The 13,973-nt window shown below is 73.9% G+C and carries 12 protein-coding genes; 4 read left to right on the top strand and 8 right to left on the bottom strand.

Annotated features, from left to right (window positions below; all coding sequences use genetic code 11):
- Nucleotides 1-172: 172 nt before the first annotated feature.
- Both ACFVU9_RS32930 and ACFVU9_RS32925 read right to left on the bottom strand, forming a co-directional pair.
- Nucleotides 173-1,309 carry a PucR family transcriptional regulator gene (locus tag ACFVU9_RS32930; protein WP_387599734.1) on the bottom strand — a complete coding sequence of 379 codons (1,137 nt, stop codon included), beginning with the start codon at nucleotides 1,307-1,309 and terminating at the stop codon, nucleotides 173-175.
- A 58-nt stretch (nucleotides 1,310-1,367) separates the two neighbouring features.
- Nucleotides 1,368-2,273 carry a GntR family transcriptional regulator gene (locus ACFVU9_RS32925; protein WP_387599730.1) on the bottom strand — a complete coding sequence of 302 codons (906 nt, stop codon included), beginning with the start codon at nucleotides 2,271-2,273 and terminating at the stop codon, nucleotides 1,368-1,370.
- Nucleotides 2,274-2,469: 196 nt separating this feature from the next.
- On the opposite strand from ACFVU9_RS32925, the gene ACFVU9_RS32920 reads away from it, so the two are divergent.
- Nucleotides 2,470-3,282 (top strand): tyrosine-protein phosphatase, encoded by an 813-nt coding sequence (locus ACFVU9_RS32920; RefSeq protein ID WP_387599727.1) that lies wholly within the window; start codon nucleotides 2,470-2,472, stop codon nucleotides 3,280-3,282.
- A 60-nt stretch (nucleotides 3,283-3,342) separates the two neighbouring features.
- Nucleotides 3,343-3,906, top strand: coding sequence for a DUF4291 domain-containing protein (locus tag ACFVU9_RS32915; protein ID WP_387599724.1), 564 nt, complete (start codon nucleotides 3,343-3,345; stop codon nucleotides 3,904-3,906).
- Nucleotides 3,907-3,937: 31 nt separating this feature from the next.
- Here the strand turns inward: ACFVU9_RS32915 and ACFVU9_RS32910 are convergent, their stop codons facing one another.
- Both ACFVU9_RS32910 and ACFVU9_RS32905 read right to left on the bottom strand, forming a co-directional pair.
- Nucleotides 3,938-4,816, bottom strand: a complete 879-nt coding sequence (locus tag ACFVU9_RS32910; protein ID WP_387599722.1) for an ABC transporter permease — start codon at nucleotides 4,814-4,816, stop codon at nucleotides 3,938-3,940.
- Nucleotides 4,813-5,724 carry an ABC transporter ATP-binding protein gene (locus ACFVU9_RS32905; protein ID WP_380506906.1) on the bottom strand — a complete coding sequence of 304 codons (912 nt, stop codon included), beginning with the start codon at nucleotides 5,722-5,724 and terminating at the stop codon, nucleotides 4,813-4,815. Before ACFVU9_RS32905 ends, ACFVU9_RS32910 begins: the two co-directional genes overlap by 4 nt.
- Nucleotides 5,725-5,878: 154 nt before the next feature.
- On the opposite strand from ACFVU9_RS32905, the gene ACFVU9_RS32900 reads away from it, so the two are divergent.
- Both ACFVU9_RS32900 and ACFVU9_RS32895 read left to right on the top strand, forming a co-directional pair.
- Nucleotides 5,879-7,114, top strand: a complete 1,236-nt coding sequence (locus tag ACFVU9_RS32900) for a sensor histidine kinase (RefSeq protein WP_380441945.1) — start codon at nucleotides 5,879-5,881, stop codon at nucleotides 7,112-7,114.
- Entirely contained in the window at nucleotides 7,111-7,767 is a 657-nt protein-coding gene (locus ACFVU9_RS32895) for a response regulator (RefSeq protein WP_380441947.1), read from the top strand. The genes ACFVU9_RS32900 and ACFVU9_RS32895 overlap by 4 nt, the downstream gene beginning before the upstream one ends.
- A gap of 176 nt (nucleotides 7,768-7,943) precedes the next feature.
- Here the strand turns inward: ACFVU9_RS32895 and ACFVU9_RS32890 are convergent, their stop codons facing one another.
- From ACFVU9_RS32890 to ACFVU9_RS32875, 4 genes are all read right to left on the bottom strand, one after another.
- Complete coding sequence (locus tag ACFVU9_RS32890) at nucleotides 7,944-9,035, bottom strand: hypothetical protein (RefSeq protein ID WP_387599718.1); 1,092 nt, start codon at nucleotides 9,033-9,035, stop codon at nucleotides 7,944-7,946.
- A gap of 304 nt (nucleotides 9,036-9,339) precedes the next feature.
- A complete protein-coding gene (locus tag ACFVU9_RS32885) occupies nucleotides 9,340-9,789 on the bottom strand; it encodes an SgcJ/EcaC family oxidoreductase (protein WP_380506912.1) in 450 nt (149 codons plus the stop codon).
- Nucleotides 9,790-9,850: 61 nt separating this feature from the next.
- Nucleotides 9,851-10,984 carry an MFS transporter gene (locus ACFVU9_RS32880; protein WP_387599764.1) on the bottom strand — a complete coding sequence of 378 codons (1,134 nt, stop codon included), beginning with the start codon at nucleotides 10,982-10,984 and terminating at the stop codon, nucleotides 9,851-9,853.
- Between the two features lie 1,825 nt (nucleotides 10,985-12,809).
- Complete coding sequence (locus tag ACFVU9_RS32875; RefSeq protein WP_387599715.1) at nucleotides 12,810-13,973, bottom strand: MAB_1171c family putative transporter; 1,164 nt, start codon at nucleotides 13,971-13,973, stop codon at nucleotides 12,810-12,812.

Raw genomic sequence — 13,973 nt, 5'->3', positions numbered from 1 at the left:
CGAGCGCGTTCCGGTGGCACCGCACACCTCGGCGCCACGGAGATCGTGACAGTGCGGAGGCCCTCCGCACATTGCCAGGACCCGGCAATCTTGACGCCCCTTTGACACCCGGAAACGCGCGTGTGCCCAAGCGCGCCCGCCCGCGTGCATGCGCGCCCGCCGGCCGGCGTCGCTACAGCGGCTGCTCCGGCCAGTTCAGGAGCCGGGCCCCCATGGCCGCCGTCTCCAGCGTGAAGCGCTGGAGGGCGTCGGACGGGTCGTAGCCGGTCAGGGCCTTGATCCGCTCCAGGCGGTAGCCCAGGGTCCGGACGCTCAGGCCCAGGCGGCGGGCGGCCTCCGCGTTGACGTAGGCCGTCTCCGACTGGACCACGATCGTGTCCAGCAGCGGGCGGGCCCCGCCCCTCGCCTCCGTCAGCGGGCCCAGGACCGTCCGTACGAGGTCCGCCATGGCCGCGCGGTCGCGCATCAGCACCGGGAAGACGAGCAGCTCCTCCGCCTTCAACTGCCGTGCGGGGAGGGCGAGCCGCTCCGCGTAGTCGAGTGCCCCCAGTGCCTCCTCGTAGCTGCGCAGCACCCCGCTCGCGCCCGAGTGGCGGCGGCCCGTCGCCACCCGCCGGACCGGGCGGTAGCCGGTGCCGGGGCGCAGAGCCAGTTCGGTGAACGCCTCCAGCACCACGCGTTCGCTGTCCGGGGCGATGCACACCAGCCGACCGTCCTTGCCGGTCAGCAGGACGCCCCGTTCGCCGAAGCGCCCGACCAGTTCCCGTTCGACCCGGCTCACCAGGTGGTGCACGTGGTGCGCGTCCGCCGCGGGCCCGTCGACGGCGGCCACCGCGACGGCGTAGGCGCTGGCGAGCCGCAGGCCGAAGCGGTCGGCGCGTTCGGCGAGGGCGCCGAGGTCGGTGCGGCCGTGCAGCAGGTCGTCGATGAACTCCCGCCGTGCGGACTCCTCCTGGCGCACCGCCATGCGCTGGGCGCGTTCGTGGCCCTCGCCGAGGGCGGCGAGGGCGGCCTCGGTCGCGGCGAGGACGGCGTCGCCGGTGCGTCGCAGGTCGCCGACGCCGCTCGCGGCGGTGACGTCCGGCAGGGTGTGCCAGGCCCGGCGGGTGGCGGCCAGGCCGTGGGCGACCACCTCGCGCAGGCCGTAGCCGGCTTCGGCGCAGTGCTCGCCGAGGGTGCGCAGGTGCTCCAGTTCGGCGCGGCGCGGGAGCCGGCCGGTGCGGGCGACCTGGGCGAGCAAGTCCGTGCAGGCGGTGGCCAGTTCGGCGGGTATGCCGGGGTCGGGTCCGGGTTCGTTCCCCGCCGTCATCGTGTTCCGCCCCGCTCTTCGTTCGTGCCGCTACCGGCGCGGAACCCTAGCAGGACCGCTACGGCCCGTCCGGCCCAGGCCTGCCCGCCGCCGAGTCGCCGGGCCCAGGCCCGTCCGGCTCGGGCCCGCCCGCCGCCGAGTCGCCAGGCCCAGGCCCACCCGTCCCAGGCCCGCCCGCCGCCGAGTCGCCCGGCTCCGCTCCCAGCGGCTCGCGGAAGTGCAGGACGAAGCGCGCGCTGCTGCCGTCGATCCGCCGCCGCACGTACAGCGCCGGGGCGCCGTCCGGGGTGCAGCTGACGCCCTCGCGCACGAGCAGCGGCGTGCCCGCCGGGACGCCGAGGAGTTCGGCGTCGGCGAGGTCGGCGCCGATCGCGCCGAACGCCCGCCAGTCGTACTCCAGCTCGACCCCGGCGGCGCGGGCGAGGTCGAGCACCAGGTTGCCGGGCCGGCCGGGCCGGACGAGCTCCGCGGGCAGCGGCCCGAACGGCACCCAGTAGCTGCACGCCGCCCGGGCCCGCCCGCCGAGGCGGATCACCGTGTCGACGCGGGACAGCTCGCCCGGCCCGCGGCCCAGCTGCCGGGCGGCCTCCTCGTCCTCCGCCGAGCCGGCCACCGGCCGCGCGCCCAGCACGAACTCCCCGTCCCCGCCCTCCGGGGCGCCCGGCAGCGCGCTGTGCACGCTCCCGAGGTCGAACCGCTGGCTGCGCGGGTCCACCGTGATCGAGACGCGCACCGCCGGCGGCCGGACGAACGTGCCGACCCCGCGCCGGATCTCGACGACGGCCGCGCGCTCCAGCTCCGCCACCGCCTGCCGGACGGTGAGCCGGTTCACACCGAACTCGGCGCTCAGCTCCGGTTCGCTGGGCAGCCGGGCGCCCGCCGGGTACGCGCCGGCGTCGATCCGCTCCTGGAGCTGTCGCGCCAGGCGGCGGTAGAGGGGGGTGCTGGGAGGGTTGGTCGCCACGGGCACGATCCTACGAAGCTCCCGGCCCGACGATTCCCGTCCGGCGCGGGCCCCGGCTCGACGATCCGGCCCCGGAGCGGTGCCATGGAAGGTAGCCCCGGGGGATGGCGGCTTGCCCGCGACCCCCCGGAGCGGTTAGACATCTGGACGACACATCTAGATGTCTAGATGTCCTCTCGAAAGGCATAGGCCGCGCATGTCCCTGGTCAACTTCCGCGACTCCGCCGTCCTCGGCGACCCCGAGGGCCTGCGGGTGCGCCCCGGTGTGCTCTACCGCTCCGCCCAGCCGTTCCCGGCCGCCGACGCCGCCACCGTCGAGCAGCTGCGGGCCTGCGACATCCGCACCATCGTCGACCTGCGCGACGGCTCCGAGACCGACCCGGCCGACTGGGCCGCCGCCGAGTCCGCCGGGATAGCCGTCGTCGCGGCCCCGGTGAACCCGGCCACCGACGGCCTCGCCGAGCGCTTGCGCACCATGACCACCGCCGCCGACCTCGGCGACTTCTACGTGCTGATGGCCGAGTCCGCCCCGGCCGCCGTCGCCGCCGCCGTCGAGGCCGCGGCCCGTCCGGGCGCCGTCCTGCTGCACTGCGCGGCCGGCAAGGACCGCACCGGGCTGCTCACCGCGCTGCTGCTCGACCTGCTGGGCGTCCCGGCCGAGCTCATCGTCGCCGACTACGTCCGCACCGCCGACGCGCTGCCGCAGATCTTCGCCGGTCTCGCCGACCGCCACCGCACCGCCCTCAACGAGCGGCCCGACCTGCACATCCCGGCCCCGCTGCTGCAGGCCCCGGCCGAGGCGATGGCCGTGTTCCTCGACCTGGTCCGCACCCGCCACGGCGGCGCCGCCGCCTTCCTCCCGGCCTGCGGCGTGAGCGCGGAGACGCTGGCCGCGTTCCGCACCAAGGCCTCCGCCGATGCCTCCGCCAAGGCCTCCGCCGATGCCTCAGCCGGTGCCGCCGCCGATGCCGCCGTCAGTGCCGGCGTCGTGGAGCCCGCCGCAGGCTGAGGCCCGGGAGCCCGCAAATCCCGTTGCCGCCGCCCGCCCCTCCTGGCAACGTGCGTCGGCATGACCGCGCTGTACGGGATCCGGGCCGACCACGACGAGCGGACGATCGTCCTCTACCAGGCGTACGCCCCCGCCGTCGCCGACCCGGCGCTCGCGGCGGGCCGGTTCGTGGCGCCGTTCTCGTTCCGGCGGATGACCTGGATCAAGCCGTCGTTCCGCTGGCTCATGCACCGCAGCAACTGGGCCCGCAAGCCCGGCCAGACGCGGGTGCTGGCGGTCCGGATCACCCGCGAGGGCTGGGAGGAGGCCCTGGCCCGGGCGGTCCTGACGACGGCGCACCCGGACGAGGTCGCGGATGCGGCCGTGCACGTCCAGTGGGACCCGGAGCGGACGCTGCGCGGGGGAGCGCTCAACCACTACAGCATCCAGGTGGGGGTGGGCCGTTCGCTGATCCGGACGTTCGCCGACGAGTGGGTGGTCGGCCTCACGGACCTCACGCCGCGGGTGCACCGGATCGCCGACCTGGTCCGGGCCGGCCGGGCGGCACAGGCCGAGCGCCTGCTGCCGCCCGAGCGCCCGTACCCGCTGCCGGCCGCGATCGCCCGCCGCCTGGGAGCGGACTGACCTCCGCGGGTCCCGCCGCCCCGGCCCGTCCTCACACGTCCCGCCGCCGTACCAGGACGACCGTCACCGCCACCGCGGCCACGCCCCACACCCCCATGGTGATCCACGAGTCCAGCACGCTCGGCGCGTACTTCCCCATCGTGGTCGTCGAGTTCGGGTTGATGGCGAGCCGCTGCACGGTGGCCAGCGGCAGGTGGGTGCCGATCTCCTTGAGCCACCGGTAGCGGTCCCCGCCGAACATCATCGGCAGGATGAACAGCAGCATCACCAGCGAGACGATCGACGCGGTCGCGTGCCGCAGCAGCGCCCCCAGCGCCATCCCGATCAGCGCGCAGACCGGCACGATCGCCGCGTACCCGAGGACCGCCCGCAGGCAGCCGTCGTCGGTGATGGACAGCCCGACGTGCCGGGAGGCCAGCATCGCGTTGGTGGCGAAGAAGGAGACCACCGACACCACCGCCCCGGCGAGCGTGGTGATCCCGCCGATCAGCAGCACCTTGGCGCCGATCACCCCGCGCCGGTCGGGCACGGCGGCGAACGTGGTGCGGATCAGCCCGGTGGTGTACTCGCCGAAGACGGTGATCGCCCCGAGGCTGCCCGCCGCGACGGCCATCAGCGCGCTCGAAATGCTGCCGAGCCCGTGGTACAGCGGGTCGTACCGGTACGGCGGCATGCCGGGCATCCGCGCGGGCGGGTGGTCGATGTACGTCAGGTCGGTGTGGACGGCGTTGATGTTGACCGCGATCGCCACCAGCGAGGCCAGCGCGAGCACCCAGTAGGTGGACCGCAGCGAGCGGAGCTTGATCCACTCGGCGGCGAGCAGGTCGGTGAAGCGGTGCAGCGGCGCCTCGGGGTGAAGCGGCGCCGCGGGCTGGAGCGGGGCTGCGGGCTGAACGGTCACGGTACTCATCGGGCATCTCCGGCCAGGTACTCGACGCTGTCGGCGGTCAGGGACATGAACGCCGACTCCAGGGAGGACGTACGGGGGGCGAGCTCGTGCAGCACCACGCCGTGCCGCAGGGCCAGTTCGCCGATCCGGGCGGCGGGCAGGCCGGTCACCAGGCCGGCCTCCGGGCCTTCGCGCCGCACCTCGGCGCCCGCGTCCGTCAAGACCGGTACCAGTGAGGCGAGTTCGGGCGTCCGCACGGCCACGCCCGCCACCGCGTGCCGGGCCGAGAAGTCCGCGAGGCTCTCGTCGGCGATCAGCCGGCCCCGGCCGATCACGATCAGCCGGTCGGCGGTGTGCTCCATCTCGGCCATCATGTGGCTGGAGACGAAGACCGTCCGCCCCTCCTCCGCGAGCCGCCGGAACAGCCCGCGCACCCACAGCACGCCCTCCGGGTCCAGCCCGTTGAGCGGCTCGTCGAAGAGCAGCACCGGCGGATCGCCCAGCAGCGCGCCGGCGATGCCCAGCCGCTGCTTCATGCCCAGCGAGTACCCGCCGATCCGGCGCCCGGCGGCCTTGCCGAGCCCGACCTCCGCCAGCACCTCGTCCACCCGCCCGAGCGGGATCCGGTTGCTGCGGGCCAGCGCCGCGAGGTGCGCCCGGGCGCTGCGCCCGCCGTGCACGTCCTGCGCGTCCAGCAGGGCGCCGACGTGCCGCAGGCCGCGCGGGCGCCCGGCGAACGGGACGCCGTCGACGGTGACGGTGCCGCCGGTGGGCGTGTTGAGCCCCAGGACCATCCTGAGGGTGGTGGACTTGCCGGCGCCGTTGGGGCCGAGGAAGCCGGTGACGGTGCCCGGCCGGACGGTGAAGGACAGGTCGTCGACGGCGAGCTTGTCGCCGTACCGCTTGTTGAGTCGCTCGATCTCGATCACGGGGACAACGGTGCCGGTCGGAGCCGTGCACGGGCATCGGGCGACGGGACACACCGCGCGGCCCACGGGACACACCGCGCGACCGGTGCAGTGGCCCCGGGGATTAGGCCCGTGGGCCACTGTGCGGCGCACGGATGATCGATACGATCGGGCGATGATCATCGAAGCCCGCCCGCCGCTGCTCCGGCGCCTGCCCCCGGGCGTGTGGGTGGCGGCGTTCTGGGCGGCCGTCGTCGTCTTCCGGTTCTTCACGCGCGCCGACGAACTGCGCCACCTCCTCACCTATGACGGCAACCCCGAGGACATGCCGCTCGTCGTCACGGCGGTCGTCACCACGTCCGTCGCCGCGCTGCTGGTGCGCCTGCCGCTCGCCGCCATCGCGGTGGCGCTCGCGGGCGGCCTCTTCTCGCTCGGCATGTGGAAGGTCCCCGAGACGACCGTCCTCCAGTTCCTGATCGCCGACGCCGTCGTCGGCTACTGCGCCGCCACCCGCACCCGGCTCGTCTCCCTCTGCGCCGCCGGGATGCCGCTCGCCATGCTCCTCGGACTGTTCCTCTGGGGCGCCCTCAACGGCTACCCCGTCAACCCGATGGCCTACGGCGGCATCGGCGCGACCGTTGCCATCGCCTGGCTCGTCGGCAACACGATCCACCAGAGCCGCCGCCACACCGAAGCCCTGCGCGGGCGCGCCACCGAACAGGCCGTCACCGCCGAACGGTTGCGCATCGCCCGCGAGTTGCACGACATGGTCGCCCACAACATCGGCATCATCGCGATCCAGGCCGGCATGGGCCGCCGCGTCATGGACACCCAGCCCGCCGAGACCCGCAACGCGCTCGACGCCATCGAGGCCACCAGCCGCGAGACCCTCGCCGGACTGCGCCGCATGCTCGGCGCGCTGCGGCAGGGCGAGGGCGAGTCCGCGCCGCTCGAAGTCGCGCCCGGACTGGCCGAGTTGGACCGGCTCGTGGCGAACACCGCGGTCGCCGGCGTCCGCGTCGCACTCACCCGCACCGGCGAGCCGCGCCACCTGCCCGCCGACGTCGACCTCGCCGCCTTCCGGATCGTCCAGGAGGCGGTGACCAACGTGGTCAAGCACTCCGGGACGAGGGACTGCCACGTCACCGTCGACCACCGCCCGGACGAGGTCGAGGTCACCGTCGTCGACCTGGGCGTCGGTGCCGGCGCGGGCGGCGGCTCCGGAGCCGGCCCGGGCCACGGCTCGGGCCCGGGGCGCGGATCCGGCACCGGCTACGGCATCGCCGGCATGCGCGAACGGGTCAGCCTGCTGAACGGCGAGTTCAGCGCCGGCCCGCGCCCCGAAGGCGGCTTCCGCGTCGCCGCCCGACTACCGCTCCCCGCGGACTTCCCCCTGGAGGTGGGACCGTGATCCGAGTCGTCCTGGTCGACGACCAGCCGCTCATCCGCACCGGCCTGCGCGTGCTCATCGCCGACACCCCCGACCTGGAGGTCGTCGGCGAGGCCGGCGACGGCGCCGAGGCCGTCGACCTCGTCACCCGGCTGCGCCCGGACGTCGCCGTCATGGACATCCGCATGCCCGGCGTCGACGGCATCGAGGCCACCCGCCGCATCGCCGCCGACCCCGGCGTGGACACCCACGTGCTCGTCCTCACCACCTTCGACGACGACGACTACGTGTACGGCGCGCTGCGCGCCGGCGCGAGCGGGTTCCTCGTCAAGGACCTCGCCCTGGAGACCATCCTCGACGGCATCCGCGTCGTCGCCGCCGGGGACGCCCTCATCGCGCCGAGCGTCACCCGCCGTCTGATCGGCGAGTTCGCCGCCCGCCCGCAGTCCGCGCCGACCCCGCGCCGGCCCGTCGCCTCGATCGTCACCGAACGCGAACGCGAGGTGCTCACGCTGGTCGGGCGGGGGCTGTCGAACGCCGAGATCGCCGCGGAACTCGTCATCAGCGTGGCCACGGCGAAGGCGCACGTCGCCCGGCTCTTCGCCAAACTCGACGCCCGCGACCGGGTCCACCTGGTCATCCAGGCCTACGAGTTCGGCCTCGTCGCACCGTAGGTCCCGACGGCGGCTCCGCGCCCCTATCCCCCCGGGCACGGCAAAGCGCCGGGGCGGGCCCGCACTGCCCGCCCCGGCGCCTGTTTTCCGGCGGCCTTCAGATGGTTCTCACGTGGTGCTCAGACGGTTGCCCGGATGGTTGCCCGGACGGGTGCCCGGACGGGTGCCCGGACAGTTCAGGGAACGACCGGGTGCGAGATCTCGCAGCCGCCCGCGCCGCCGTTGTAGTCGTTCGCCCAGGTGCCCTGCATCGCGAACGAGCCCGTCGCGAGCGTCACGTTCTGCGCGCCGCCCACGCCGCCGGTGCCCTTCCAGGCGCACTTGTCGGCGTTCTCGGAGCCGGACGAGTCGGTCCAGCCGCCGGCCGGGTTCTGGTCGGTGATGGTCTCGGAGTACTCGTGGCCGTACACCATCGTCACGCCGTCCAGCAGGCCCGCGGTGCCGGTGTTGACGTAGTTCTGGCCGCACGAGGTGCCCATGTCGGTGACGTACGGGTCGTTGGTGAACGCGATGTCGCCGTACGGGGAGGAGGCCGCGCCGCCGCTCAGGGTGGAGTCGCCGTTCCAGTCGTGCCAGGCGCAGAAGCTGCCGGAGGTGGTGTTGAAGCCGTCCGGGTGGGTGCCGGTGGGGGAGAGCACCACGTACTGGACGTTGCGGTTGGCCGCACCGGTGGTGTTGCCGAAGTGCCCGGCGGCCTTGATCGCCTCGTTGGCGATCTGGTTGCCGGTGGCCTGGCCCGGGGCGGCGGCCGACGGGTCGACCCAGACGCCGGCCAGCGCGCCGCCGGTCGGGTAGCCGACGTGGGCGGCGGTGGACGGGCAGGAGGTCGCGCCCTTGGTGATGCCCTCGCAGTACTGCGTCATGACGCCGGACCAGGTCTCGTTGTTCGTGCCCAGGCCCTTGAACAACTGCTGCGCGCGGACGGCGATGCCGCTCGGGTCACCCGAGAGCGTGGTGTAGCCGTTGGCGTCGGTGCCCTGGGTGCCCCACTGGGAGCCCCAGAAGACCAGGTACACCCTGGGAGCGCCGGTGGTGACGCCGATGCCGTCGACACCGCCGCCGTAGTTGAGGTTCGACGTGCGCTTCCCGGCCGCGGCGGCGCCGGCCTCCTTGGTGGGGACGACGCCGTGCCGGTACGGGTGGGTGTGCCCGGCGAACTCGCTGCCGGGCTGGTCCGCCTGCGCGGGTGCGGCACCGGCGAAGCCGGCGGCGGCCAGCACCAGCGAGGAGAGGCCGGTCAGGACTCTGGAGGTGGGGGACATGCCCATCGTGAGGGTTCCTCTCTGCCGCCGGCGCGGAGGTGTGGGGTGCGCCGGCGGTTCATGGGGCCGAAAGGGTGGCCCGAAGCAAAGCAGAGCCGCTGAAAGCGGGTCAACGAGATCGGAAGCAAAGGAAACCCAGCCGTACCGTAGCGAACTCCAAAAGCGGGCAGGTCAGGGCACGTCCATGCGCGTAGCGACGCCTTCTATCAACATTCGGAGGGGAGTTCCGCAACAGTATGGAGACCGTCCACACAACACGTCGGGGCCCCGGCCGGGTTGGTCCTCCCGGCCGGGGTTCTCGCGCCTCACGTCAGTTGCCGGCGGGCGGCTCGGCGGCGGGCGGCTCGACGGCCGTGTTCTGGCCGGCGACGATCCGCCAGCCTTCGTCCTGCCGCGCGACGATGTAGAGCGTCGCCCCGCGCACGCCGTCGACCGGGTTGCCCGCCCGGTCGGTCGGCTGCTGGGCGACGTTCACCGCGATGACGTCGGGCGCGATCTCCAGCAGCTTGACGACGTCGTAGCGCGCGTAGGAGTCCGCGAGGAACCCCTTCAGCGCGGGCCCGCTGAACTCGGCGATCGACGCGCGGTCGTCCAGCCGCAGGCCGCGGGCGTTCGACCACGACGTCCGCCGCGCGAACTGCGCGGCCAGCGCGTCCCCGTCCTTCTCGTTGAACGCCCGCTCCAGCGCCTTCACCACCCCGGTCGCGGCCCGCCGCACGTCCTCCGGGACGGACCCCACCACCAGCACGTCGTTCGTCATGACCTGACCTCTCGCCTCTCGCCCGTCGCATCGACGGATCGGATGCGACCATTCGATGAGCTCAAGCGCCCTTGAGGTCAAGTGCCGTCCCGCGCAAGGAGTCCGGCCCCGGCACCACCAGCGCCGCGACCAGCGGGAACGCCACCACCGCCGCGTACGCCCACGCGTAGCCCGTCACGCCGATCAACGCACCGGCCGTCGGAGCGACGCCCGCCGCCACCGCGTTCTGCACCGTCGTGTGCACCCCCAGCGCGCGGCCCGCCCACGAACCGCCCGCGTACTCGGCCACCGCCGTGAACGACAGCCCGTTCGTCGACACCGTCACCACGCCCGCGGCCATCAACGCCACCGTCGCCGCCGCCGAGTGCGCGAACGCCCCCGCCGCCAGCACCGCCAGTACGCCGGCCGCCGTCAGCGCCAGACGCCGCATCGGCACCGTCCGGCTCCCCGCCCGGTCCGACCACCACCCGGCCGCCAACCGCGCCCCGGCCCCCGCCACCTGCACACCCGCCAGCACCGGACCGGCCGTCGACGGCGACCAGCCGCGCTCCTCCACCAGGAACACGAACGCGAACACGGACACCGTGAACTGCGGCACGACCAGCAGGGTCGCCGCACCGTGCAGCCGCCACAACACCGGCGTCCGGTACGGGTTCCCGCGCTTCTCCCCGGAGCCGCCCCCGAGCCGCGCCGGGTCCCGCACCAGCACGACGACCAGCAGTGCCGCGGCCACGCTCAACGCCCCGAGCACCGCCAGCGCCAAGGACCGTCCGTGTGCGGCCAACGGCGGCAGCAGGAGGGCCGCCAGCGCGACCCCCAACGGCAGCGACGTCTGCCGCAGCCCCATCGCCAACCCGCGCTCCCGCGCCGGGAACCACCCGAGGATCAACCGCCCGCTCGACGCGTGTGCCGACGCCCCGGCCGCCCCCGCGACCAGGAAGCACACCGCCAACCCGACCGTCCCGTGCACCGCCGACGCCCCCAGCAGCACCAGGCCCCCCACCCCGAGCCCCGACGCCAGCACCCACCGCTCCCCCCAGCGGTCGGCCGCCGCACCCCAGGCCGCGAGCGTCAACACCAACCCGATGGTGGGACAGGCCGCCACCAACCCCGCCTGCCCCAGGGACAACCCGCCCGCCCGCAAGGCCGGAATGAGGTACGGCAACCCGAACTGGAACGCACACCCCGAGGCCATCGCCACCATCCCGACGACCAACACCACCCACCGCCGCCCATCACCCATACCGCCCACCCAACCCGACCACCCCCACCCCGGCCACCCCCGCCCACCCAATGGACACCCCACCCGCAAAACATCGCCCACGCCGACTTCCCCCGCGCCGCAGCCCCAGCCGGCCCCGCGTCGCTTCACCCGTGCCCTTGTCACCGGGCACGAGAAGTCGGCCGCCTCGACGTCCTACGCGCCGCGGCCCCAGGCGGCCCCGCGTCGTTTCGTCCGCCCCCATATCACCGGGCGTAGGAAGTCGACGTGCCCGACTTCCTGCGTGCCGCGACCCCAGCCGGCCCCGCGTCGCTTCGTCCACCCCCTTATCGCCGGGCGTGAGAAGTCGGCCGCCTCGACTTCCTACGCGCCTCAGCCCCAAGCGGTCCCGCGTTGCTTCGCCCGTGCCCTTATGGCCGGGCGTGAGAAGTCGACGTGCCCGACTTCCTACGTGCCGCGACCCCAGGTGGCCCCGCGCCGCTTCGCCCGTGCCCTTATCGTCGGACGCAGGAAGTCGGTGGGCCCGACTTCCTGCGCCCCACCTCGCCAACGGCTCCGCGTCCGGCGGTGTCGGTTCCACCTACTCTGCACGCTCTGCACGAAAAGTCGATGAGGCCGACCTTTCGTCAGCGCTCCGCTCATGGGCCCCTAATCGCCGGGCGTGAGAAGTCGACGTGCTCGACTTCCTGCGTGCCCCTGCCCCAGGTGGTCCCGCGTTGCTTCGCCTGCCCCCTCAACGGCTTGGCATGAGGAGTCGACTGGCCCGATCTTCCGCGCGTCACCCTGCCGCCAGCGGTGCCGCGTCGATTCGCCCAGCCCCCAACCACCGGACACAGGAAGTCGATTGGCTCGACTTCCTGTGTCCGGCAGGATCCGCTTTCCGACCGTGTTGCTTCCAACTGTTGGCCTGGGTGGCTGTGCCCGCTGGCCTGCGGGCACGCGGCCGTCGGTTGGGACGGGTGTGCAGGGTGCGTGGGAGGTCGATTTGGCCGACTTCCTGTGCGGGCGCCTCCACTCCGCTCGCCGGCGCCCCGGCGTGGAGCTGCTTCTATTCGCCGGGCGGGGGAAGTCGGCCGCCTCGACTTCCCGCGTGCCGCTGTGCCAGGTGGCCCCCCGTGGCTTCGCCTTGCCCCCGACGGCTGGGCGTGAGAAGTCGACGGGCCCGACTTCCTGCGCGCCGCTGTGCCAGGTGGCGCTGTGTGGCTTCGCCTTGCCCGCAATGGCCGGGCGCGGGAAGTCGGCGGGCTCGACTTCCTGCGCGCTGCTGTGCCAGGTGGCGCTGTGTGGCTTCGCCTTGCCCCCAGCGGCCAGGTACGAGCAGTCGATGGGCTCGACTTCCTGTGTGCCGCTGGCCCTGCGTCCGGCTGGGGTGCTTCCAGTTGCTGGCTTGCGTGCGCGCGGCTGCAGGTTGGGGTGGGTGGGCAGGGTGCGTGGGAGGTCGATTTGGCCGACTTCCTGTGCGGGCGCCTCTACTCCGCCTGCTGGCGCCCCGGGGTAGAGCTGCTTCTATTCGCCGGGCGCGGGAAGTCGGCGGGCTCGAGTTCCTGCGCGCTGCTGTGCCGGGTGGTCCCGCGTTGCTTCGCCCGTGCCCTTATGGCCGGGGTGGGAAGTCGACGGGGCCGACTTCTCGCGCACCAGCCTTCGCTGCCCCGGGCGGTTCTGTGTGGATTCGCATTCGGGAGGTCGACTTGGGCGACTTTCTGTGCGCCGCATGGCCCCGGGTGGTGTGGTGTTGATTCGTTCGATTCCCAGGGGGCGGGCGCCAGAAGTCGGTCGGCCCGACTTCCTGCGCGCGGTCTCAGGTGGGTAGGCGGCGGTAGGCGGTGGCCACCTTCAGGAGCCAGGTGATCTCCTCCTGCGGGGTGGCGCCGCCGGGGTGGGCGGGTTCGGGGGGCATGCCGGTGGCCGGGGGGTGGCCGGTGGTGTGGTGGTGGAGGGCGGCGTGGAACCAGGCGGCCTCGGCGCGCGCTCGGTCGCCCGGCGCGACCGCGGCGACCGCGGCGCCCGCGCCGGGGGCCGAGGACGGCAGGCCGTCCCGCAGGGCCAGTGCCGCGTCGCGGATCTCGAACGCCCGGTGGGCGACGTCCAGCGAGCGGTCGCCGAGGGCGAAGAGGTTGCGGACCCGTCCCGCCGGGGTGCCGAAGACGACCTGCGGCGCCGCCGCGACGAGGTCGGCCCAGAGGGGGTGGAGCCGCCACATGGCGTGCTGGTCGCGGACGTAGCGGCTCACCGTCCGCAGGGGCGGCATGGCGAGGCCGAGCACGAGCAAGATGGCCGCCGCAGCCGGCAGGAGCTCGCCGACGGGGTCGTACGGTGGGACGGGTTTCCCGGTGACGGGGTCGTGTGCGACGACGGTGTGCGCCGCGATGTAGTACACCCGGTACAGGACGTACACCGCCCCGGTCCCGGTGCTCGCCGCCATCAGCCGGACGCCCGTCCGCAGGAGGCCGCGGGGCACGTTGAGCCGGTTCGACCAGAAGAGCCGGGAGGCGAGCAGTGTCGAGGCGAAGAAGAACAGGTAGTAGACGGTGAGGTAGAGCTGCACCGGCCGGTCGGCGTAGTGCGCGTCGATGCCGTCGGGCCCGATCTGCTCGTGCTTGAAGAAGAAGACCGACAGCACCGCCATCACCCCGCACGCCACGGCCGCCGCCGCGTGCCGGACCTTCGCCGAGCGGATGCCCGTCCCTGGCTTCCCGTGGATCGCGAAGACGTAGTCGAGCAGGCAGGTCGCCGCCGCGATGCCGAGGAGGTGCTTGATCAGGACGGACACCTCGGGCAGCCCGGTGCCGTCCTCCAGGAGGCGGGCGACGGGGGCGGGCCGGGTGGTGAGCGCGAGCGCCATCGCGGCCACGGTGCCCCAGAGGGCGCGGGTGGCGGGGGAGCGGAAGGCCCGGGGCGCGCGCCAGGCGACGGCGGTCCACAGGAGGGCGGGGACGAGGATCTCGAAGACGGAGCGCAGCAT

The sequence above is a fragment of the Kitasatospora sp. NPDC057936 genome (genome assembly GCF_042887525.1).
In the GTDB taxonomy this organism is placed as follows: Bacteria; Actinomycetota; Actinomycetes; order Streptomycetales; family Streptomycetaceae; genus Kitasatospora.
The sequence above is the reverse complement of the archived record's forward strand: the minus strand, read 5'-3'. Positions and strand labels throughout refer to the sequence as shown.

What these genes read in the sequence shown, in the direction of transcription:
- ACFVU9_RS32930 (WP_387599734.1), bottom strand. Translation starts at nt 1,309, where the DNA reads ATGACGGCGGGGAACGAACCCGGACCCGACCCCGGCATACCCGCCGAA.
- ACFVU9_RS32920 (WP_387599727.1), top strand. Translation starts at nt 2,470, where the DNA reads ATGTCCCTGGTCAACTTCCGCGACTCCGCCGTCCTCGGCGACCCCGAG.
- ACFVU9_RS32915 (WP_387599724.1), top strand. Translation starts at nt 3,343, where the DNA reads ATGACCGCGCTGTACGGGATCCGGGCCGACCACGACGAGCGGACGATC.
- ACFVU9_RS32910 (WP_387599722.1), bottom strand. Translation starts at nt 4,816, where the DNA reads ATGAGTACCGTGACCGTTCAGCCCGCAGCCCCGCTCCAGCCCGCGGCG.
- ACFVU9_RS32900 (WP_380441945.1), top strand. Translation starts at nt 5,879, where the DNA reads ATGATCATCGAAGCCCGCCCGCCGCTGCTCCGGCGCCTGCCCCCGGGC.
- ACFVU9_RS32890 (WP_387599718.1), bottom strand. Translation starts at nt 9,035, where the DNA reads ATGGGCATGTCCCCCACCTCCAGAGTCCTGACCGGCCTCTCCTCGCTG.
- ACFVU9_RS32885 (WP_380506912.1), bottom strand. Translation starts at nt 9,789, where the DNA reads ATGACGAACGACGTGCTGGTGGTGGGGTCCGTCCCGGAGGACGTGCGG.
- ACFVU9_RS32880 (WP_387599764.1), bottom strand. Translation starts at nt 10,984, where the DNA reads ATGGCCTCGGGGTGTGCGTTCCAGTTCGGGTTGCCGTACCTCATTCCG.
- ACFVU9_RS32875 (WP_387599715.1), bottom strand. Translation starts at nt 13,973, where the DNA reads ATGCTGCGCTCCGTCTTCGAGATCCTCGTCCCCGCCCTCCTGTGGACC.